This window comes from Dehalococcoidales bacterium, from assembly GCA_030698765.1.
Taxonomy (GTDB): Bacteria; Chloroflexota; Dehalococcoidia; order Dehalococcoidales; family UBA2162; genus JAUYMF01.
Window position 1 is genome coordinate 1 of the sequence record JAUYMF010000184.1, and the last position, 22273, is coordinate 22273.

Annotated in this window: 19 protein-coding genes and 1 riboswitch; of the genes, 11 read left to right on the forward strand and 8 right to left on the reverse strand. The window is 54.1% G+C overall.

What is annotated here, in order from left to right:
• The coding region (gene lysA, locus Q8Q07_09260) for a diaminopimelate decarboxylase (protein MDP3880473.1) at positions 1–1079 on the reverse strand (1079 nt) is incomplete at its 3' end.
• 162 nt (positions 1080–1241) lie between these two features.
• On the opposite strand from lysA, the gene Q8Q07_09265 reads away from it, so the two are divergent.
• From Q8Q07_09265 to Q8Q07_09275, 3 genes are read left to right on the forward strand one after another with little or no spacing between them, the layout of a single operon-like run.
• Positions 1242–2468, forward strand: a complete 1227-nt coding sequence (locus Q8Q07_09265; GenBank protein MDP3880474.1) for an acyl-CoA dehydrogenase family protein — start codon at positions 1242–1244, stop codon at positions 2466–2468.
• Positions 2469–2511: 43 nt separating this feature from the next.
• Entirely contained in the window at positions 2512–3735 is a 1224-nt protein-coding gene (locus Q8Q07_09270) for an acyl-CoA dehydrogenase family protein (GenBank protein ID MDP3880475.1), read from the forward strand.
• Between the two features lie 29 nt (positions 3736–3764).
• Positions 3765–4904 (forward strand): acyl-CoA dehydrogenase family protein, encoded by a 1140-nt coding sequence (locus tag Q8Q07_09275; GenBank protein MDP3880476.1) that lies wholly within the window; start codon positions 3765–3767, stop codon positions 4902–4904.
• Between the two features lie 68 nt (positions 4905–4972).
• Here Q8Q07_09275 and Q8Q07_09280 read toward each other — a convergent pair whose 3' ends face one another.
• The 6 genes from Q8Q07_09280 to Q8Q07_09305 form a co-directional block, all read right to left on the reverse strand.
• Positions 4973–5809 carry an ABC transporter ATP-binding protein gene (locus Q8Q07_09280; protein MDP3880477.1) on the reverse strand — a complete coding sequence of 279 codons (837 nt, stop codon included), beginning with the start codon at positions 5807–5809 and terminating at the stop codon, positions 4973–4975.
• Positions 5809–6867 (reverse strand): iron chelate uptake ABC transporter family permease subunit, encoded by a 1059-nt coding sequence (locus Q8Q07_09285; GenBank protein MDP3880478.1) that lies wholly within the window; start codon positions 6865–6867, stop codon positions 5809–5811. Before Q8Q07_09285 ends, Q8Q07_09280 begins: the two co-directional genes overlap by 1 nt.
• A gap of 116 nt (positions 6868–6983) precedes the next feature.
• Positions 6984–7134: riboswitch (cobalamin riboswitch) on the reverse strand.
• Positions 7135–7199: 65 nt separating this feature from the next.
• Positions 7200–7562 carry a zinc-ribbon domain-containing protein gene (locus tag Q8Q07_09290; GenBank protein ID MDP3880479.1) on the reverse strand — a complete coding sequence of 121 codons (363 nt, stop codon included), beginning with the start codon at positions 7560–7562 and terminating at the stop codon, positions 7200–7202.
• Between the two features lie 70 nt (positions 7563–7632).
• On the reverse strand, positions 7633–9258 hold the full coding sequence (locus Q8Q07_09295; GenBank protein ID MDP3880480.1) for an electron-transfer flavoprotein:ubiquinone oxidoreductase: 1626 nt from the start codon (positions 9256–9258) through the stop codon (positions 7633–7635).
• A 2-nt stretch (positions 9259–9260) separates the two neighbouring features.
• A complete protein-coding gene (locus Q8Q07_09300) occupies positions 9261–11165 on the reverse strand; it encodes an FAD-binding protein (GenBank protein ID MDP3880481.1) in 1905 nt (634 codons plus the stop codon).
• 349 nt (positions 11166–11514) lie between these two features.
• Positions 11515–12042 carry a DUF5666 domain-containing protein gene (locus Q8Q07_09305; protein ID MDP3880482.1) on the reverse strand — a complete coding sequence of 176 codons (528 nt, stop codon included), beginning with the start codon at positions 12040–12042 and terminating at the stop codon, positions 11515–11517.
• A 238-nt stretch (positions 12043–12280) separates the two neighbouring features.
• On the opposite strand from Q8Q07_09305, the gene alaS reads away from it, so the two are divergent.
• The 5 genes from alaS to tgt all read left to right on the forward strand — a co-directional run bounded on the left by alaS (position 12281) and on the right by tgt (position 18121).
• A complete protein-coding gene (alaS, locus tag Q8Q07_09310; protein ID MDP3880483.1) occupies positions 12281–14896 on the forward strand; it encodes an alanine--tRNA ligase in 2616 nt (871 codons plus the stop codon).
• Positions 14897–14938: 42 nt separating this feature from the next.
• The gene (ruvX, locus tag Q8Q07_09315; protein MDP3880484.1) at positions 14939–15361 is read left to right on the forward strand and encodes a Holliday junction resolvase RuvX; all 423 of its coding nucleotides are present in this window, start codon (positions 14939–14941) and stop codon (positions 15359–15361) included.
• Positions 15362–15516: 155 nt separating this feature from the next.
• Entirely contained in the window at positions 15517–16020 is a 504-nt protein-coding gene (locus tag Q8Q07_09320) for an HPP family protein (protein MDP3880485.1), read from the forward strand.
• A 21-nt stretch (positions 16021–16041) separates the two neighbouring features.
• Positions 16042–16902 carry a UbiA family prenyltransferase gene (locus Q8Q07_09325; protein ID MDP3880486.1) on the forward strand — a complete coding sequence of 287 codons (861 nt, stop codon included), beginning with the start codon at positions 16042–16044 and terminating at the stop codon, positions 16900–16902.
• Between the two features lie 40 nt (positions 16903–16942).
• Positions 16943–18121 carry a tRNA guanosine(34) transglycosylase Tgt gene (gene tgt, locus Q8Q07_09330; protein ID MDP3880487.1) on the forward strand — a complete coding sequence of 393 codons (1179 nt, stop codon included), beginning with the start codon at positions 16943–16945 and terminating at the stop codon, positions 18119–18121.
• A gap of 1 nt (position 18122) precedes the next feature.
• On the opposite strand, the gene Q8Q07_09335 is transcribed toward tgt, so the two are convergent.
• The gene (locus Q8Q07_09335; protein MDP3880488.1) at positions 18123–19097 is read right to left on the reverse strand and encodes a nitronate monooxygenase family protein; all 975 of its coding nucleotides are present in this window, start codon (positions 19095–19097) and stop codon (positions 18123–18125) included.
• Between the two features lie 317 nt (positions 19098–19414).
• Here Q8Q07_09335 and Q8Q07_09340 point away from each other — a divergent pair, with 317 nt between their 5' ends.
• From Q8Q07_09340 to Q8Q07_09350, 3 genes are all read left to right on the forward strand, one after another.
• The gene (locus Q8Q07_09340) at positions 19415–20383 is read left to right on the forward strand and encodes an ABC transporter ATP-binding protein (protein MDP3880489.1); all 969 of its coding nucleotides are present in this window, start codon (positions 19415–19417) and stop codon (positions 20381–20383) included.
• A 28-nt stretch (positions 20384–20411) separates the two neighbouring features.
• Positions 20412–21383 (forward strand): ABC transporter ATP-binding protein, encoded by a 972-nt coding sequence (locus Q8Q07_09345; GenBank protein MDP3880490.1) that lies wholly within the window; start codon positions 20412–20414, stop codon positions 21381–21383.
• A gap of 59 nt (positions 21384–21442) precedes the next feature.
• Positions 21443–22273 (forward strand): ABC transporter substrate-binding protein (locus tag Q8Q07_09350; protein ID MDP3880491.1); only part of this gene is annotated, 831 nt, incomplete at its 3' end.

The window sequence follows — 22273 nt, forward strand, 5'->3', positions numbered from 1 at the left end:
TTTTCTGTATCTTCCTCTCGCATTTTATTGGCAATCACCGCCTCCTGTTTAGATCCATAAAGAGCGGGGCGGATATTATCCGCCATACCACCATCTACCGAGACATAACGCCGGATACCAGGGATATCTTTCACCACCCCCGCTGTATAAAGGGCAACCCCGGCCCGCCCCACTATCGACCTGCCCGGTTCGACAACAAGTCTGGGTAGCGGTAGACCTGACTTCGAGCACTGGCTCTTAATCTTAGCTACTATCGTCTCAGCATAAGTCGAAACCGGTAACGCCGGAGAATCCAGTGAATACTGAATTGCCACGCCGCCACCCACGTTCAGTTCCTTCAGCTCAAAACCGTGTTTCTCTCTCATCTTCGCGGCAAAGTCAATGGTAACCTCAATCGCCTGCTGATAAGGCTCCATCTCGAAAATGAGAGAGCCGATGTGGAAATGCAAGCCAATCAGGTTCAGACCGGGCATGGCCATAGCCCTGGTGACTGCCTCTTCAGCGCTCACCAGCGGAATGCCAAACTTACTGTCAATGTTACCGGTGGTAATATAGCGATGGGTATGCGGGTCTATCCCCGGGGACAGACGCAGCAGGATATCAGCGACACGGCCCCTCTGCTGTGCCATCTCACCCAGCATTTTCAACTCATGGAAATTGTCCACCACCACGCGTCCGACACCCCAGTCCAGAGCCAGACCAAGTTCCTCGGCCGACTTGTTATTGCCGTGAAAATAGACTTTTTCTAAAGGGAAACCGGCCGACCGGGCGATACCCAGCTCTCCGCCGGAGACCACATCCAGCCCCAGCCCTTCCTCCCGGAACATTTGCAGCAGGGTCTTGTTAACAAAGGCTTTACAGGCATAAACGACGGTGATATCAGCATAGCGCCGGCCATACTCGGCCTTAAATTCGGCGCACTTGCTACGCAGGCTGAACTCATCGAAGACATAAAGCGGCGTGCCAAACTCCTTCGCCAGCGCTACAGTGTCACAACCACCAATTACCAGGTGTCCCAGGGCATTGATTTCTGACTCTAACGGAAACAGGGAAAGTCGGGTAACCGGCTCTACTACCATTGCTTATTCCTCCTCTAGTTTAATATTACCAGCGCGCACGAGCGAAGTCAACGCGCGGAAAAAATCCGGCGCTGCTTGACTGGTTTTTGAATATGTGTTAGAGTTACCACTGCTACAGTTGTTATCCCGGATTCTGGCTGAAAAAGAAGGGGGCAGCGGTGCATGGATTTTGAGTATCATTTCAGTGAAGAGTTGGAAGCCTTCCGTTCGGAGGTACGCGCCTTCATTGAAGAACATGCCTATAAAGAACCGATTGTCCCTCCTGACCCGGTTCAGCTTAGTCCTGAGATGTTCGTCAGGGGTAAGGAGCTTTCCCGTAAAATGGGTGAGCGGGGCTGGTATGCTCCGGCTTACCCTGGTGAATATGGCGGCGGCGGTTTAGACCTCGGTCACTGCGTGGTACTGGCTCAAGAATTCGGCCGGATAAAGCGAGAGCACCGCTGGCCCGGCTCTACCGAAGTCTCCGCGATTCATACCGGGGGTATTATGGCCCACGGTACCGAGGAGCAAAAAAGGCGCTTTCTGCCCAAATTGTTACGGGGCGATTGGCATGGCGCGCAGTGTTTTACCGAACCTGAAGCCGGCAGTGACGAGGCAGCCATGAAGAGTACCGCCGTTCGTGATGGAGATGTTTACATCATTAATGGGGAAAAGGTCTTTGTTGGCGGCGAACCCGTGGGCGGGCCTCGCCCGGATTATCTTTACTGGGCAGCGGTTACCGACTCTCAGGCTCCACGCCATGAAAATATCAGCGCCTTTTTTATCCCGGCAGACCTGCCGGGCATTACCTATATTCCCTTGAATTTGGTCGGTGGCGGCGGCGGCCAGAGGTGGCACATGATCTGTGAAGACGTGCGCTGCCCGGCAGATTGCATGATTGGGGAGGAAAACAAGGGGTGGCTGGTGACTCAGGCGACCCTGCACCTGGAGCATGGTGGCGGAGGTCATCTGACAACCGGGGAACACCTGGAGCGTCGTCTCATTGATTACTGCAAGAAGACGCTGCGCAACGGTAAACCGATAAGTAGTGACCCCATTATCCGGGATATCCTGATACAGCTTTATACTGAGGCTGAGGTGGCCCGGCTCTGGGGAGTGCGTAACTTTGCTATGGCCCAGGGACAAATACCAAGGGTGCGCTATACCGGAACCCAGACTTCGCTGCACCGGAAGCGTTCTTCTCCGGTGCGGGGGAAGGTTCTGCTGGATATTCTGGGACCGGCCAGCTTGATCAGCGACCCCGAGTTGCAGATACTTTTGGGGGAGGTTGAGCTTGAGGTCAGGCTGGCTGAAGTCACTCATGTCGGTGGTACTCCTGAGGTCATGCAGATTATGATGTCTCGTGCTCTGGGTTTGGGCCGGAGTGCCGTACGGGCCGCGCCCCGGTAATAAACGGAAACAAAATAGAAAATATAAGGAGGGTAACAGGTATATGGATTTTGAATTTCATTATACCAGGGAACAAGAGGAGTTCCGTAAAGAGGTACGCGCCTTCATTGAGGAACACGCCTATAAAGAACCGATTGTACCTCCCGACCCGGTCAGGATGTCCGCTGACATGTTCGCGTATGGCCGGGAGCTAGACCGCAAGATGGGCGCTAAAGGCTGGTTCGCCCCTGCCTATCCCACGGAATATGGCGGTGGAGGGCTTGACCTTGACCACTGTATCGTCCTGTCTGAGGAGTTTGCCAAGGTAAGAGACGAGCACCGCTGGCCGGGGGGCTACGAAGTCTCCCCGATTATGACTGGCGGAATTATGGACCAGGGTACCGAGGAACAGAAAAAGAAGTTCCTGCCCAGGCTGCTCAGCGGCGAGTGGTTTGGTTTCCAGTGCTTTACCGAGCCGGATGCCGGTAGTGATGAAGCTTCCATGAAGAGCACGGCTGTCCGTGACGGAGACCATTATGTTATCAATGGAGACAAGGTCTTTGTCGGGCAGCAGCCGGAAGGGCTCCGCCCTGATTTTCTTTACTGGCCGGCGGTCACTGACCCGCAGGCTCCCCGCCGCGAAAATATCAGCGCCTTCTTTATCCCGGCAGACCTACCGGGTATTACCTTCATCCCCCTTGACCTCATCGCTGCGGAAGGTAAAAAGTGGGAGGTTCTCTGCGAGGACGTACGCTGTCCCGCCGACCATCTTATCGGTACGGAAAATAAAGGGTGGCTGGTAACCCAGGCAACCCTGCATCTGGAGCACGGGGGAGGAGGTTCTCTTACCCCCCGCAACCGGCGGGTATTGCATTTTGTTGACTACTGCAAGAAGACGCTGCGTAACGGTAAACCAATAAGTAATGACCCTATCATCCAGGACCTTTTGGTCCAACTCTATACTGAATATCAGGTAGGGCGACTCTGGGCGCTGCGTAACTTCGCGATGGCACGAGGTCAAATACAGAGAGTGCGTTACACCGGAACCCAGACATCTCTGCACAGAAAACGCTTCGGACCGGTTTTCGGGAAAGCCCTGATGGATATCCTGGGACCGGCCAGCTTGATTGATGACCCCGAGTTGCAGGTGTTGATGGGAGAGATGGTTAACGAGGTACGACTGGCAGACGTTACCCATATCGGCGGAACGCCGGAAGTCCAGCAAATCATGATGTCCCGTGCTCTGGGACTGGGTCGAGGTGCCCCACGACCGGCCGCCGCCCACTAATAAATGTAAACTGCGAGGAGGATAATCTAATGGATCTGTCTCTTACTGAGACACAGGAAATGCTTAGAAATACAGCCCGGGACTTTCTGAAGCGTGAATGTCCGTGGACATTAGTTAAAGAAATAGATGAGAGCGAGTCAGGGTTCTCCGCTCAGCTCTGGAGCAAGACAGCTGGCCTTGGCTGGCTGGCGATGGACCTTCCCGAGGAATATGGCGGAATGGGTACCAGCATACAGGACCTGGGTATCCTCTATGAGGAAATGGGGCAGGCGTTGTTACCCGGCCCTTACTTCTCCGAGATACTTTGTGCTTCACTTATCCTCGGAGTCGGCACCGAAGCGCAGAAGAAAGCACTTCTGCCGGCGATTGCCCAGGGGGAAAAGATACTGGCCCTGGCACTCACGGAGCCTGACTATGGCTGGGACCCGGAATGTATTCACCTGACAGCCACCGCCAAAGGCGGGAATTACGTGCTTAACGGGACTAAACGTTTTGTCCATGACGCCCAGATCGCTGACCAGATTGTCTGTGTTGCCCGGACTAAAGAGAGCCGTGACCCGGCGGATGGGATTACCCTGTTCCTGGTGGACAAGAACGCCCCGGGGATCTCCTGCCGCGACCTGGTCGGTTTTACCGGCGAGAAACTCAATGAGGTAACCTTTAAGGCGGTGGAAGTCCCCGCCGCCAACATCCTGGGTGAGAAGGACAAGGGCTGGGCGGCTCTGGCGAAACCGATGGATAGAACTTCATTACTGCTTTGCGCTTATATGCTCGGCGGTTGCCAGCATCTGCTGGATATGACCGTGGAATATGCCCAGACCAGGGTCCAGTTCGGCCAGCCTATCGGCGCTTTCCAGTGGGTGCAGGGATACATTATCGGACAGGCAAACTACCTGGAGAAGGCCCGCTGGCTGACCTATGAAGCATTATGGAAGGTAGACGCCAATAAACCACAAAGCGAGCAGGATGAATCGATATCACTGGCTAAGGCGATGGTTAGCGAGTCCTTCCATGAGTGCGGGCACCTGGCTCATGAGGTCCATGCCGGTGTTGGCGTTGACAAGAAGTTCCCTCTTTACCTATACAGCAAAAAGGCGAAAACCATGTACTCCTACCTGGGAGATCCTACCCATCACCGGAAACGGGTGGCCCAGGTACTTGGATTGTAATTAAAAATACCGGGTGTGACCGGAGAATTACCATGAGTAGACCCCTGCCCCGTAATTGGGACGGGGGTCTATTTTTTTGTTCCATCAATGGTGGCTGGCTGCCTGTTGGCGCTTTCCCCGGGTACGATGACAATATGAGGGCCACCGGTTGCCGGATGTTTTTCCACTCTGACCGATGCCGAAAAAGCGCCTCTGATGCTGTCTTCAGTTAAGACCTGTGACGGGGTACCATCAACCAGAACGCTGCCCGCTTTGAGCAGGATCAAACGGTCAAAGTAGAGGGCAGCCAGGTTAAGGTCATGAATGGCGGCGATGACCGTAAGATTGTGACTCACATTAAGGTTCTTGACCAGCTCCAGGGTCTCTACCTGGTGCCAGATGTCCAGGTGCGTTGTCGGCTCATCGAGAAGCAAAAGGCCAGGTTGCTGCGCTAATGCCATCGCCAGAATCACCTTCTGTTTTTCACCGCCACTCAACTCATCGAAACGGCGCTGGGCAAACTGGCTGATACCGGCCAGTTCCATAGCGGTAGCGGCGGCTTCCCGGTCAGCAGCAGTCTCTCCGGCGATGGTTCTAATGAAGGGGGTACGTCCCATCATTACCACTTCACTGGTAGTAAAGGCAAACGGGGTATGGAACTGTTGTGGTACCACCGCCACGCAGCGAGCAATAGAGTTGCGGCTCATCCGGTTCAGGTCAGCTCCGTCCAGCTTGATATTCCCTCTTTTGGGTTTGAGGATACCGCTGGTGAGCTTAATCAGGGTAGTCTTGCCGGAACCGTTAGGCCCGATTAGTCCCACCATCTCACCGGCTTTGACCGAAAGGTTAATGTCACGCAGGATAAACCCATTATGATGGGAATTATTATACGAGAAGTAAGCCTGTTGTATCTGAATATTGACCATCAGAAAGCGTATTCCTTTCTACTGTATCTCAGCAGATAAAGGAAGAACGGCGCCCCGATGAGGGCGGTGATAATACCGACCGGTATTTCCGCCGGGGCCAGCAGTGTCCGGGCAAAGAGGTCAGCGATGACGACAAAAATGGCACCGCCCAGTGCCGAGGCTGGTAACAGCAGCCGGTGGTCCGGCCCGATGCTTAAACGCACCGCGTGGGGCATTACCAGCCCGACAAAACCAATCAAACCGCTAATGGAAACCGCGCCGGCAGTAAGCAGTGAACCTAATGCCATGATGAGTATCTTGTCCCGTTCGACATCAACCCCCAGGTAAGCCGCCCCTTCTTCCCCCAGTGAAAAGGCATTGAGGCGAAAGGCGAAAAGGCTGGCTCCGATGATACCTCCGATTATCAGCGGGGCAATAACGACTATCTGTTCCCAGCTGCTTACCGAGATGTGTCCCATCAGAAATGAATAGATCACCCGAATATCAAGGTCAAACTTCTCACTGATCGACATGATGAAAGCGACAATGGCGGCCAGCAGTGCGCTGACGACAAATCCGGCCAGGAGCATGCTGATGATTGGTGTCTTGCTACCTACCCGTGCCAGGTTATAGACGATGATTACCGTTGTCAGCGCGCCGATAAAAGCGGCTACCGGTATCAGCCCGAAGCCGAGGAAAGACAGGCTGACCGGTAGTATCATGGCGATAGTAGCTCCCAAAGCGGCACCGGCGGAGGTGCCAATGATATAGGGGTCTGCCATGGGATTACGCAGCAGTCCCTGAAAGAGAACTCCGGCGGTAGCCAGGGCTGCCCCGACCAGGGCGCTGCCAATCACCCTGGGGAGCCTGATCTGGAAAATAATTGTCTCATCCACGCTTCTCCAGGTTGATGCCAGGTTAAAAACAGCGAGCTTGTTAAGAGCCATGCGTAATATCTCAGGGAGGGAGATGGACACCACCCCGACGGCACTGGCCAGAAATAATGAAAACACCAGCGCCGCGCTCAGCAGTAACAAAATCAAGACCAGCCGGTTACCGTTTTTCAATTTGGTAAACACCTTATTAGCTTCCTTGCCACGTCTCAGTTGAGAGGATGCAAAAACGCAAAGAACCCCCTCGTGCAGCACAAGGGGGTTCCCACAGTATACTATAGACTGCTTCCCCCATCTCCACTGAGGCGACAAACAGTAGAGGCTGGCGTTCTGACTTCTGAGTGAACTGTCTCCCTCAGTTACAGCAGGTGGGACTGTGCCGGATTCTCACCGGGCTTGCCTTCCACATTAAGCCTTCGCTTGCGCTCGGGCACCTCTAAAGTTCGTTATTCAGTTTGGTTACAGCATATCGGATACGGTCGCAAAAGTCAACCGACAGAGGTTATCACCGGGTTCAACTAGCCGCCTCTTTGTCTACGCAGGGCCGCCCGGTAATGGCTGATAGGATAGCTTTTTCCGGTGTCTTGCTCTACGGCATTCCAGCAGAACCAGCCATCACAGGTCTGCCCCCTTACCGCGGTGGCACAGGACAGCGGCCCGTCATAGGTCTGGCCTTCACGCGCTATTTTGCCGTCGGCCAGAAGAGACGCAGTTACATCCTTGCCCCGGTAGCTTATCGTCAGTTCATCGCCAGCTTTAAGCAAACCGACATCAATCAGGTCTTTCAGGGTTACGCGTCCGTTTGCCGGCAGCGGGGCGCCGCAGTTGCCACAGAAATTGTTTTCATCGGGGTTGGAATGGTTACACTTCGCACAGAGCATTACTCTTGCCTCCTTCCAATAATAATTGAAATCATAATATAACAGCGGCGAGAATAATGAAAGCTCTGAGCTACATTACCTTATATTTTGGCCCGTCGCCCCCTTCCGGCACCTCCCACTGTATAACCTGATGAGGGCACTTTATACGGCAGGTCTGACAGTGCACGCAGTTGGACGGACTTAGAATCAATTCATCTCCATCGAACCTGTAAACTTCCCCGGGGCAGAATGACTCACAGGGGTGGCAGCCGAATTCCCTGTAGCAGCCAGCGCATTCTCCCGGGTCGGAGAAGGTAATGTGAGAAGGTTCATCCTCCCGGTGAATGGTACCGGAGTAGCTGACGGCCGTCAGCCGGTCAATACCGCTGACATTTTTGCGGTCCAGGCTGACCCTTCTCATACCTTCATGGTCAGGTCTGGCGCTCAATCTGGGCAGCCATTGCTGGACAAGAGATAAAGGTGCTCCCAGGTATATCCCGGCCCTGCCCGTTTTGCTGAAGACCTGCCGGTAGTTTCTGGCCCGGCGTATATCTTTCATGACAAAGCTCTCGTCCAGCCGGTCCTGATAAGATTTCAAGCTGCGGCGGGAGAAGTCCTGTGCCTCGATAGCCTGGAAAATAGCTTCGGCGGCGCACATTCCTGACTTGATGGCATAGTGCAGTCCTTTGAGTTTTCTGGCGTTGGTAAAACCGGCCCCGTCGCCGATGATAATAGCCCCATCGGCGAACGGTTGCGGTAGCGAGTAGTAGCCGCCTTCAGGCAGCGTTTTGGCTCCATAAGCGGTGACCTCTCCGCCTTCGATGAGGCGGCTGATGTAGCTGTGGGACTTGAAGACCTGGAGCTCGGTCTGAGGGTTGAGATTGCAGTAGCGCCAGTCCAGCGCCAGAATCAGGGCCAGTGCTACCGTGTTCGGCCCCAAGCTGTACAGAGTGCCCCCGCCGAAAATATCGGGAGTCAGCCCCTTGTTGGGGAAACCAAAAGTATGTATCACCCGGTTCGGGCCGAAGTTGTTTTCCTCCGGGAGTTTGATTACCTCCTTGACCCCGACCGAATGAACCTGCGGGTTTTTGCCCGCGTCCAGATTGAAGGTCTTGACCAGTTTCTCCGCCAGTTGACCTAGAGACCCCTCACCGAGGACGGTTACCCTGGCCTCTAATATTTCTCCCGGCGCGTAGTTCGGCTGTTTATTTCTCTCTTTGTCCAGTCCCTTGTCCCCGAGTTTGATACCCTTGACCGCGCCGCCTTCGACGATAATCTCTTTAGCCGCGAATCCGGTATATATTTCCACTCCAAGACTACGGGCAATACCGGCTAACCAGTTGACCATCTCACTGAGGGAAAGGACGTAATTTCCCTTGTGATGCATATATGGCGGTACCATAATTTCCGGGAGTCTAATGGCGGAGCCGTTGGCCGGCAGGAAAACGGTCTCGTCTATCTCAACTCCGTTGGCCAGTGTTTTGGTAACAAAGCTGTCCTGCTTTTCTCGCCACCCGGGGACTAATTCATCCAGAACATCAGCTTCAAAGACGGCGCCGGAAAGGTTGTGCTGCCCCAGCTTATCGGCTTTTTCAATAACGACGACCGACTCTGCTCTCCCCTGCTGATTGAGCAGTTGTTTCAGCCTGATGGCTCCCGCCAGGCTCGCCGGGCCAGCGCCGACAAAAAGTACGTCCATTTTATTCAGTTCATTCACGGCTACGCTCCTTGTGAATTTAGTTCCTGGATAAATCTGGGAACAATCTCTTCCATATTACCAACGATGCCAAGATCGGCTACCTTGAAGATGCGCGCGTTCGGATCTTTATTTATTGCCAGGACAATATCCGAGTTTTGCATGCCGGTCAGGTGCTGTACCGCGCCGGAAATACCGGCGGCAACATAAACCTTGGGTTTCACTGTCTGGCCGGTCTGGCCTACCTGGTGGCTGCGGCCGATGAACCCGGCCTCCACGGCTGCCCTGGAAGCGCCGACCATCGCTTCCGCTCCCAGGAACTTGCCCAGGCTCTCCGCCAGGGGAGGTATGCACCGGTCAAAACCTTCTTTAGTCTTGCAGCCGCTGCCGCCGGAAACAATTATGGTGGCATCTTTAAGCTCGGAAGTCAGCGGGCGGACTTCGGCCGAGACTATCCTGGCCCCCAGATCAGCGGGGGTTATCGGGGCCTTGTACTCGATAATCTCCCCCTTTCGGGCAGTATCCGGTTTCAAGGCACGCATCACACCGGGTCTGGCCGTAGACATCTGTACCGTGGAGTTCTGGGTAATGATGCTCGCCATCACATTGCCTCCCAGCGCAGGCCGTGTCTGCATCAGGACACCGGTATATTCCCGAGCGCCCCTCTTGAAGTCCACAATGTCCAAGGCTGTGCAGTCGGCGGTCAGCCCTGAGTTGGTCTTGTAAGCCACCCTCGGCGCCAGTTCTCTGCCCAGAGGCGTGGCGCTGAACAGCATCATCTGTGGTTTATATTGTTCGATCAGTTCAGCGGCCACTCTGGTATAGGGTACCGGCAGGAAGTTTTCCAGAAGCTCATGCTCGGCTATGTAGACCTTGTCCGCCCCATAGGCTATCAGATCCGCGGCTAATTTCCTGACGTTATTCCCCACCAGTACCGCGCCGACTTTTTCATTGAGCGGGCTGGCCAGCTCGGTGGCTTTACCTAATAGTTCAAAGGAAGCCGGGTTTATCTCCCCTCCTTCCTGCTCGGCATAGACCCAGACTTCCCCTTGATAATCGCTTTGCTTCCCTTCGGGAAGATGGTACTGGGACTTTTTATCTTCCGTATCTTCAGAGGCTTCGAGTTTGCGTGTATAGGTTTCTTTGAGCAATCTGGCTAATTGCCCCAGGTCATTTTCAAAGACGCAGTTCTTTTGAAGGGTATCCCGCGGGGAAAAAATTCTAACCACGTTGGTCTTGGAGCCAGCCAGACCGATGCGTGACGCATCGGCATTTACATCATCAGCGCTCCACTGGTAGAGTTTTTGCGAATATGCCCACCTGGTACGGCTGAAAAGGGCATTTAACGGCTCGGCCCATTCGGTGACAGTTATCATACAGGGGTAGTCAGCGGGGGCGACCGTTTCGGAGCCCCTCCTGGTTATGCGGTCAACCATCAGATTTCCATTGTCAAAACTGAAGGAAGTAGCGTAAGCAATATGGGGGATGCCCAAACCTTCAGCAATTTGTGCCGGTACCTGAGCGGTATCCCCGTCGACTGACTGCATGCCGCTGACGATTATGTAGTTCCGGTCGCCCTTGAATATTTCTTTCTCGATTTTTTTGATTGCCTGAGCCAGCGGGTGGGCCGTCGCCGGGGTATCCGCCCCACCCAGCTTTCTATCAGTGAGTAAGACCCCGGCATCAGCGCCGATGGATAAGGCATACCTTAACACTTCTTCGGCAAAGGGCGGCCCCATGGTCAGACTGACTATCTGGCCATTATGTCGCTCCCTCATCTTCAGGGCGAAGACCAGCGCCAGCTTGTCGAGTTCATTACAGACATTGTCCAGCAGCCCTCTTCTTAGGGTCCCCTTCTCCCAGTCCCAGGCCTCGTTGGGGATATTTTTGATATCGGGTACCTGCTTGACTAAGACTATGTAGTTCATCTTCTCCTCTCCTTATTCGGGCATGTTGTGATGAGGAAATTCTTCTCTGAAACTGAGTAAGGTGGAAACGCATACCGCTCGCTGTTCAGTCGCTTTAGTCCGATGCTGAAGTTGTCTCATAGCGCTCACTGTAACCAGTCGATTCCACCAGTGTTCGGGCAGCATGTTCCCGAAAACAGAAAATCGGGATTCTTTGTCATGATGACAGGAAGTCGACTAAATACTTGACCCAACACTAATCCTACTGGAGAGAAGGCGTCTTGTCAATAAGCTGGGATTATTCCCGTTTAAAAGAAGGAAGGCGCCTCCTGGGAGGCGCCTTCCTCGTATAGGCCGTTACTTGATCGTACTAGTCGAGGAGGGTTATACGGGTGGCAATCAGCTTCCCGTCCATCCGGTCTGCCTCAACCCTGACAAGGTCTCCAACAGCGAGACCTTCGTCAATTTCGGTATCAGCATTGGTGATGAACTTCGTCCCTTCAACGACTACTTTGTAGTGCATCAGGGCCAGCTTGGTGATTTCGCCTTCAAACCTGACCTCTTCCGGGTCCTCGTCCAGCACTGTTATCCTGGTAGCAATCAGCTTATCATGATGACGCTCAAACCTCAGGTCAACAAATACACCCTTCATCAGCATACCATCTTCGTCACGGATATCAGTATCGGTGGTGACCTTGAATTTGGTATAGTCCACTACGATCCATCCCTTGCCCTCCATCAGAGAAACCTTGTTAACCTTTCCGCCTTCAAAGCGGAATTCCTCCAGTTCTGGCTCTTCCATTTCATCCGGTTCAGAAGCCAGCACCGGTGAAGCTACGCCAAGAGAAAGCACTACCAGAAGAACGGCCATTGTCAAAGCTAATAATTTGCTGTTCATCAGGTTACCTCCTTTCTCTCAATATCCAATTATTTTATACGATAAAGATGGTGATATACAGGACTTTAGTCTTATTCTCAAGCATAGCCATGACCAGGTGTGTTAGTGGATCTCCGGTGTCTGAAAGGGTACGTGCCGGGCCGGGGAAGGGAAAACCCTGAGACGGACAAGGTTGTTGGCGTTGTTCCCGTGCAGGCGTTGACAGTCAGTCTGCATTGAACTAAAATCGTAAATAACCATGACCAGTGATGAAATTCGGACCGCATTTCTGAGCTTTTTCGAGAGTAAAGGGCATAAAATTATTCCCAGTTCTTCCCTGATACCCCATGGCGACCCCACGCTGTTGCTGACAAGCGCCGGTATGGTGCAGTTCAAGCCGTATTTCCTCGGTGAGGCAGCGCCGCCCAATCCCCGGTTGGCATCCTGCCAGAAGTGCTTTCGCACCACCGACATTGAATCGGTGGGGGATGCTACCCATCTGACTTTCTTTGAGATGCTGGGTAACTTTAGCATCGGCGATTACTTCAAAAAAGAAGCAATTGGCTGGGCGTGGGAGTTCGTTACGGAGCACTTGAGGCTGCCGCCGGAGCGACTCTGGATAAGCATCTTCCTGGATGACGAAGAGGCTTTGCACCACTGGCTTCAGCTCGGCGTCCCCAAGGCAAGGATAGTGAGAATGGGTGAGGAGGACAACTTCTGGGGACCGGCGGGGGATTCCGGGCCGTGCGGGCCGTGCAGTGAGATTTACTACGACTTTGGGGAGGAGGCTGGCTGCGGGCTGGACTCCTGTGGTCCCGGCTGCGATTGCAGGCGTTTTTCTGAAATCTGGAACCTGGTATTCACCCAGTATAACCAGGATAAAGACGGCAAGCGCACTCTGCTCCCCAGGCCTAACATTGATACCGGCATGGGACTGGAGAGAATAGCCGCCGCCCTGCAGAGCAAGAAATCCGTGTACGGGACTGACCTCTTTACCCCTCTGATGGAGCGGATAGCGGCAATGACCGGCAAGGGTTATGGCGTGGATGACGAGACGGATAACGCCATACGGGTGGTCGCCGAGCACAGCCGGGGCATCGCTTTTCTCATCGCTGATGGTGTGTTGCCGTCTAATGAGGGGCGGGGCTACGTGCTGCGCCGGTTGCTGCGCCGCGCCGCTCTCTTTGGTCGGAAGTTAGGACTGGATAAGCCTTTTTTGGCGGAGATGGCTGAGATTACTATCAGACAGATGAAGCACATCTATCCTGAACTTGAACTAAGAAGGGGTTTCATTCTTAAAGTGATTGAGCCGGAAGAAGCCCGGTTCGGCGAGACTCTGGATACCGGACTGGAATTACTGGACGGAATTGTGGAGAAAACCGCCAGCAAAAAGGGAAACGTAATATCAGGTAAGGATATGTTCAAGCTCTACGATACCTATGGTTTTCCGGTGGAACTGACCAAGGAAATTGCCGCCAGCAAGGGTTTCTCCGTAGACCTGGAGGGCTTTGAAAAGGAGATGGAGCAGCAGCGCCGGAGAGCCAAGGCTGCCCATAAATTCGAGCTGGCCGTGAAAGAAGTTAACAGACTGAAAGAACTGGACATCAAAAGGACTGTCTTTACCGGCTACGATAATCTCAGGCAAAAGACCGCTGTCATCAATGTACTGGCGGGCAATGATGCGGTGGGAACGGTTGAAAAAGGACAGGAAGCCAGCCTGATTCTGGATAGTACCCCGTTCTACGGGGAGATGGGAGGACAGGTCGGGGATACCGGGGAGATTCGGAGTGCCGCCGGGCGTTTTGCCGTTACCGGCACCGTGCGGATGCTCCCGGACATTATTATGCACCTTGGCTCCGTAATTGAGGGTAGCTTGAGTGTGGGTGATGAGGTGGAGGCAATGGTTGATGAGGAACGGCGGCGAGATATTGCCCGCAATCACACCGCCACCCACTTGCTCCAGGCGGCGCTGCGCCAAGTGGTGGGTGAGCATATTCAGCAGCGGGGTTCTCTGGTAGCTCCGGACCAGTTCCGGTTTGATTTTTCCCACCTGGTCGCCATGACTAAAGAAGAAATACGGCGGACGAATAGTCTGGTCAATGAAAAGATACGTCAGGACCTCCCGGTCTATGATGAAGAACTCCCCTACAAGAAGGCTGTCGAGGCTGGGGCTATCGCCCTGTTCGATGAAAAATACGGTGACGTGGTACGTGTGCTCAGGATCGGGCGTCCGCCAATCAGCGTTGAGCTGTGCGGCGGCACTCATGTCAGCACCACCGGGGAGATTGGTTTCTTTCACATCACCGGTGAGAGCAGCATCGGCGCCGGTTTACGCCGTATCGAGGCGGTTACCGGCCGGGGGGCGGAGGCTTTTGTGGGCAGCATTCTAGCCGAGCGCGAGGAGATTGCCCGTCTCGTGGGAGCTTCGCTGGATGAGGTTAAGGGCAAGGTTGCCGGTACTGTAAGTATGCTGGACTCGGAACGCCGGCGGGCTCAGGCTCTGGAAAGGGAACTGTCGCGGCAGATAACCGGGTCTTTGCTCAATAAGGTTGAGGAGGTTAACGGGACAAAGATACTGGTCGCTGCCGTGCCATCTTTCCGTATTGAGGCTTTACGGGAGATGAGTGACCTGCTCCGTGAGCAGTTAAAGAGCGCGGTTATAGTTCTGGGAACTGTTTACCAGGGCAGACCTGTTTTCCTGGCGGCGGTAACCCCTGACCTGGTTACCCGAGGCTTTCATGCCGGGGAGATAGTGCGTCAGGTGGCGGAGGTGACGGGGGGTAGTGGAGGAGGTAAGGCGACACTGGCCCAGGCCGGTGGCAAAAATAAAGACAAGCTGGATGAAGCTCTAAGCATGGTGAAGAAGCTGCTATGATTAAGTCAGGGCGTTATCCAGGGAGATATCATCACACGTATTCTGGGACTTGATATCGGCGATAAGCGCATCGGGGTGGCGCTCAGTGACCCGCTCAACATGCTGGCCAGCCCGTTGACGATTATCGAACGCAGTTATGAACCACATGATATTGAGGCTGTTGTCAGTCTGATTGACCGGTGGCAGGTTGGGCTGATTATCGTCGGTCTGCCCCGCACGATGAATGGAAGCGTTGGGCAACAGGCCGAGAAAGTAAACACTTTCGTTCGGGAGTTATCCGGCCACACTAATGTTCCCGTGGAGTTCAGGGATGAGCGTTTGACCACGGTATCAGCCAGACGCTTGATGCAGTCTGCCCGCACCAAAAAGACCCGGCAGAAAACCAGGGATGACGCGGTGGCGGCGGCCCTCATCCTGCAGGGCTATCTTGATGAGACGTACCGTGAGCAGGGTGTGAACTCCTGAAATATAAATTGCCACGAAAGTCGGTATCCAGAGCATAAGCGTTTCCGAGCTGGATTCCGGCTGGAGTTTATCCCGTACCTGATACGGGGCCGGAATGGAACGAGGGCGTCATTAACGGTATTTCGGATGCACTACACTAGCGTGAAGGGAGAGCTATGGAGATAATCGACAAATCATTTCTCAGGGCGCCGAAGAGCTATATTGTCCAGAGCTTTCTGGCTGTGGTCACTCTGGGTTTGATTTTATACTTTGTTGAGGTACTGACTCATGCGGCTGTTGTAGCCGCCCTCGGTTCGAGCGCCTTTATCGTTTTTGCCATGCCTCACTCAATCACGGCAAGACCCCGAAGACTCCTCGGAGGACATATCGTCGGTTTGCTTTCCGGTATTATACTTCGCTATATTTTCCTCACTTCCTCCCTGGGCAGGCAGATTAATGGCCGGGAATTTTTGACTTTATTTGTCTACGCTCTGGCGGTAGGACTGGCTATCTTCTTGATGACGATTACCAATACCGAGCATCCGCCGGCAGCAGGGACTGCCCTGGCTATGGTGGCTCATCAATGGTCCTATCCGGTAGTCTTCTTTATCCTGTTGTCGGTGGCAGGACTGGCCATTGTCAGGCGGCTGCTGAATGGTCATTTGAGAGATTTATTCTGATGATTGGGCTGGGATTAGAAGATGGCGCGATTTCACAAAATGCTGAGGAATTATCTTGAGGTACTGAAGCCCCGTGCCACGGCTTTATTGACTTTTATCGGTTTTAGCGCCGCCATCATTGCCGGCGCCGGCCAGCCACCGGCAGACAAGCTCTTTCTGGTACTGATAACAATTTTGCTGGGTAGCGCCGGTGTCAATGGACTGACCAATTATTTAGACCGGGATATTGATGCCCGGATGCGGCGTACCCGGTACCGGGTTCTACCGTCAAAACGCATTGCTCCGCCGGAAAAGGCGCTGGCATTGACGGTTTTTCTGATTATTATCGGCCTAGGCCTGTCCTGGTGGCTGCACCCGCTGAGCTTTATGGCCGGATTGACCGGTACGGTGGCGGCTATAGTCGGACGGAAAAGGGCGACCTGCGTTTTCCCGCAGGGAATGCTGGCCAGCTGCGCCCCGGTGCTCGTCGGCTGGTTTGCCATCAGACCGGCTTTTAGCTGGGAACTGGTGCTGCTCTGCGTTCTCATTGCTGTCTGGCTGCCGCTTCATGTCTGGAGTGTCATGATTACCAATCGGGACGACTATATTGGTGCCGGGCTTACTTTTTTTCCGATGAACCGCGAGGTAAGGGAAGCGGTCAGCGTATTGCTACCCTTCAGCCTGGTGCTGGCAGTCACGGCAATCACTCTTTATTTTGTCGCTGATTTCGGCTGGTTTTATCTGGCGGTGGTCAGCCTGCTCAGCGTTATCATGGTCTATTCCACGCTACGGCTGGTAGCTTCTAAAGCTTCTGCCGATGCCTGGAAGCTATACAAGCTCTCGACTTACCCCTATCTGGGCCTGATTTTCCTGGTCATGTGCCTGGATATCTGGCTTTTATAGGTCAGTAATGTCAATTTCCCTGACCTGACGGCAGAGATTAATGAATACTCTTGATTTCTTCACACTGAGAAAAATGGATACTAAAGACGGTGCCCGCGCCGGAGAGTTGAGAACTCCGCACGGGGTAGTACCGACGCCGGTGTTTTTACCGGTCGGCAGCCAGGGCACCGTAAAAACCCTGACCCCCGCCGAAGTAAAGGGTCTGGGTATGAACATGCTGCTGACCAATACCTACCATCTCTATCTCCGGCCAGGCATTAGCGTGATTGAAAAAATGGGCGGTCTGCACAAGTTCATGGCCTGGGATGGGGCTATCCTGACCGACAGTGGCGGCTATCAGATATTCAGCTTAGCCCCCCTGCGCCGTATCACCGATGATGGCGCCGTCTTCCGTTCCCATATCGACGGTAGTGAGCACTTGATCACTCCTGAGATGGCGGTCCGGTTTCAGGAGGAGCTCGGCGCCGATATTATTATGGTACTGGACGAGTGTCCAGCCCACGATGCCAGCCGGGAAAAGGTACAGCAGGCGGTGCAGCGGACACACCGGTGGGCGGAGAGGTGCCGGGAAACTCACCGGCGGGACGACCAGGCGTTGTACGCCATTGTCCAGGGCGGGATCTTTCCCGAACTGCGGCGGCAGTCGGCTGAATTCCTCACCTCTCTGGACTTTCCCGGCTACGCCATCGGCGGGTTGAGTCTCGGCGAACCGAAGAAAGTGACCCTATCAATCATTGAAGAAACGGTCGCTCTGTTACCGGAGAATAAGCCGCGTTATCTGATGGGAGTGGGTTCTCCGGAGGATATTGTGGCGGGGGTAGCCCGGGGGATTGACATTTTTGACAGCGTTCTGCCCACCCGTGTCGCCAGGAACGGCGCTCTCTTTACCCGACGGGGACGGGTAAACATCCGCAACGCTGTTTTCAGGCAGATGGACGGGCCGGTTGACCCCGATTGTGCCTGCGCTACCTGCCGCACTTTCTCGGCGGCTTATCTGCACCACCTGTTTAATGCCCGAGAGTTGCTGGCTTACCGTTTAGCCACCATTCATAATTTGACTTTTATCAGCCGGCTGATGCGCGAAATAAGGTCTGCCATTGATGACGGCACCTTCCCGGCTTTCAGAGACAGCTTCCTGGCAGATTACCGGCCCGTCAACGAGCAGGTACGGCTTGAGCAGAAACAAAAATGGCTAAGGCGACGGGACGCAAACCGGTGACTTAACCTTTACCGGCGAGATTGTTCAGTCGCTGGATGATGAGCCGGGCTTCGTTGATAATGCCATCGATAATGTCTTTGACACATGGGACATCATGTATCAGTCCCACTACCTGACCGGCGCTCATGTTAGCATCACTGAAATCACCGGTACTGTAGGCGTTTCTGCCCCTCTGCCCGCTGATGAGCGGTAGCAGTTCTTCCAGTGTTGCTCCTCTCTCCTCCATCTCAAGTATTTTCTCGGTGTGGGGTGTCCTGACTACTCTTGATGCGTTTCTTATCGAGCGCTGGATAAGCATTGTGTCGGCTTCCCCAAGCTGTAATAGCCATTCCTTGATTCTGGGGTGGATGTTGCACTCCCGGCTGAGCAGGAAACGGGTGCCCATCAGTACCCCTTCCGCCCCCAGGGCGAGGGCGGCGACAAATCCCCTCGCGTCAGCGATGCCCCCGGCGGCGATTACCGGCACCTTGACCGCATCGGCGGTTACGGGAATACGCACCAGGGAGGTTACGTCTTCCATACCGGGGTGCCCGGCAGCTTCGACGCCGAGAATAGTGACCGCATCAGCGCCGACGCGCTCGGCGGTCCTGATGTCCCTGGTGCGGGTGGCACGGTGCATTACCTTTGCTCCAGCGTCTTTAAGCAGCTTGATATATGGTTCCGGGCTCCGTCCTGAGGTTTCGATAATCTTCACCCCTTCCTCTATGGCCGTCAGGAAATACCCCTCGTAGTTTACCGGGCGGGCGGTGGGCAGCAGGGTAACATTTACGGCGAAGGGTTTATCAGTCAGACTCCTGGTCTTCCTGATTTCCTGTCGCAGCTCTTCAGTGTTGGGGAAGGTCACTGAAGCCAGAATACCCAGTCCCCCGGCATTGGACACGGCGGATACCAGCTCCGCTCGCGATACCCACTGCATCGGGCCTGATATTATCGGGTATTCTATGCCGAACATCTCGGTAATCCTGGTCTTGAACATGCTCCTGGCCCTCTCTTATCTAATTATTTCTCCCGGTGGCTTATGCTATCCTGATGATAGCACCGCGCCTTCAAGCCTGGCAATTTATCCCCCTCCCCGGTTAAAGCACCTCCCAGCCCCCGCTATCGTTAGTCAGGCAGCCGGCTACACACTCAGGGTGAATTAAAGTATCACCTCAAAACTGGTGCAGTGTTTCTAACGCTCGTTAGTATGCCCGATAACCATGCTACACTGGTTAACCTTGCGCTGCTTGCAGAAGAAGTGCTGTTCTGCTAACCTGTTAGTTACGTCTTAGTCCGTTGCCGGGAATAGAAAGCATGGCTGATATCCTCCTTCAGCTAAAAGAACTGAGAGCTTATTTCTTTACCGCCGAAGGCGTCACGAGAGCGGTAGACGGCATTTCATATGACTTACGCGAAGCCGAGATAATGGCGCTAGTTGGTGAAAGCGGCTCCGGGAAATCAGTGAGCGCCTTATCCGTATTAAGGTTACTGCGCCATCCCGGCAGAATCATCGGCGGGCAGGCCTTCTTTCACCAGAAAGACCTGTTCCAGCTTTCTGAAAAGGACATGAGGAACATCCGTGGCAGACATATTGCCATGGTCTTCCAGGAGCCGATGACTTCCCTCAATCCGGTAATGCGAATCGGGGAACAGATCGCTGAAGCCCCGGGGATTCATCTGAAGATGGGCCGCAAGGCAGGAATCAGACATGCCCTGCAATTGCTGCAATCCGTCGGCATCCATGATGCCGAGGAGCGCTACCGGGACTATCCGCATCAATTCAGCGGCGGTATGAGACAAAGAGTCATGATTGCCATGGCTCTGAGCTGCAACCCTGAAATCATGATAGCCGATGAACCAACTACCGCGCTTGATGTTACCGTCCAGGCTCAAATCCTGGACATGATGACCATTCTCGCCCGTGAAACGCATACCGCGATAATTTTAATTACACATAATCTTGGCATAGTGGCGCGTTATGCCGACAGGGTCAATGTAATGTACGCCGGTAAAATAGTTGAATCCGGTTCGGGGGACGACATTCTCGCCAGGCCGCAACACCCGTATACGCAGAGTCTGCTTCAATGCGTCCCCCGGATAGACAAGATAGGGGAACAACTTTCTGCAATAAGTGGCAAGTCTCCAAACCTTGGCGACAAATATAGCGGCTGTCCTTTTCTGCCGCGATGCCCTGAATCGATAGCCGAGTGCTCAAAGGAAGACCCGCCGCTTGAGTCTGTCAGTGATGGTCACAGGTGCGCCTGCTTCGGGGCAAGAAAATGAAGAATCATTTTGGACTGTTCCTGCTCTTATGGACACATTGATTGAAGTAAAGAACTTGAAGATGTACTTTCCGGTATCCTCCGGCATCCTCTGGCCCAGAAAGACGGGCGAGATAAGAGCGGTCGATGACGTAAGCTTCTCAATCGCACCCGGCCACACCCTGGGGCTGGTGGGAGAAAGCGGCTCGGGGAAGACTACCGTGGGTCTATGTATCCTTCAATTGACCAGGCCTACGGGCGGGGAAGTACTTTATCAAGGAGAAGAGTTGTCAGGAATGAGAGGGGAACAGATCAGATTGATGCGACGGAAGATGCAGATGATTTTCCAGGACCCTTACGGCTCTCTTGACCCGCGGACGACGGCTTCGGATATCATCTCCGAGGCTTTCAGGATTCATCGTTCGCCTCCCAGGAATGAGTACCAGGAGAGAATCAAGGAACTGCTTGATCTCGTCGGTCTAAGTCTCCGGCAGGCAAACCATTACCCGCATGAGTTCAGCGCCGGGGAACGCCAGCGCCTGGGTATCGCCCGAGCGCTGGCGGTAAATCCCGAGTTCATCGTCTGTGATGAGCCGGTTTCGGCGCTGGATGTCTGTATACAATCTCAGATTTTGTGCCTGTTGCAGGACCTGCAATCCAGGTTAAATCTGACGTACCTGTTTATAGCCCACGACCTGGCTGTCGTCGGCTATATCAGTGAGCGTGTCGGGGTATTATACCGGGGCAGGTTACTGGAGATCGGGAGCAGAGAGCGAATTTACCGAAATCCGCTTCATCCTTACACCAGAGCCCTCCTCTCGGCGGTCCCGGTACCTGACCGCGTCGCTGAACTACAGAGAAAGAGGATTACTATCAAGGACGAGGCTCCTGATTCGCTTTCGTCTCCAGCGGGCTGTAATTTTTATCCCGTATGCCCCGAAGGCAAGACTGATTGCCCGGAGGCGAAGCCGGTGCTGGAACTGAAAGAGCCTGACCATTGGGTAGCCTGCTGGAAGGCGTAGAAATATATTAGAAAGGGTACCGGGAATTGGCAGCAACCGCATTACGAAGAAAGAGCAGGATGACCGGCAGAATTATCCTCAGCATCTTCCTTACCGTGCTGATACTGTCCTTTCCGGGATGCGGGAGACCGCAAGTCCAGCCTGACCCGGATGAACTGGTACGGCTCTGGGATGAGCCTTCCACCCTTGACCCTCATCTCGCCAGGGACGCTGATTCGGCGGTGATACTGGTAGAAATCTTCGGCGGACTGGTGACGCTGGACACTGACCTCAAAATAGTCCCCGACCTGGCCGAATCATGGACGATAAGCCCCGATGGCCGGACATATACCTTCTCACTCCAGCGTGATGCCAGCTTCCATGACGGCAAACCTGTTACGGCTGATGATGTGAAATGGTCTCTGGAAAGACCCGCGGACCCGAGGACACAATCGACCACGGTGGACACCTACCTGGGGGATATCGTCGGAGTGAGGGAAAGGCTGAGAGGTGAAACCTCCGAGGTCGCGGGGATAAAAGTTATTGACGACTACACCGTCGCCATTACCATAGACGCCCCGAAAGCTTATTTCATATCCAAGCTGACCTACCCCACCGCTTTCATCCTTGACCGCGATAATGTTGAGTCAGGCCCCCAGTGGTTCAAGACCGCTAACGGCACGGGGCCATTCCGGCTAAAAGAATACGTACCTGGAAATCGGATTATCCTGGAGTCCAATACCAGCTATCATCTCGGCCCGCCTATTCTAAAGAGAATACGGTTTTTGCTGAGCGGCGGCCAACCGATGGTAATGTATGAAAACAACGAGATTTACATTACGGGGGTGGAACTGGCTGACCTGAAGCGCTTGCTTGACCCTGCTTCACCACTGAAAGATGAACTCCACCGC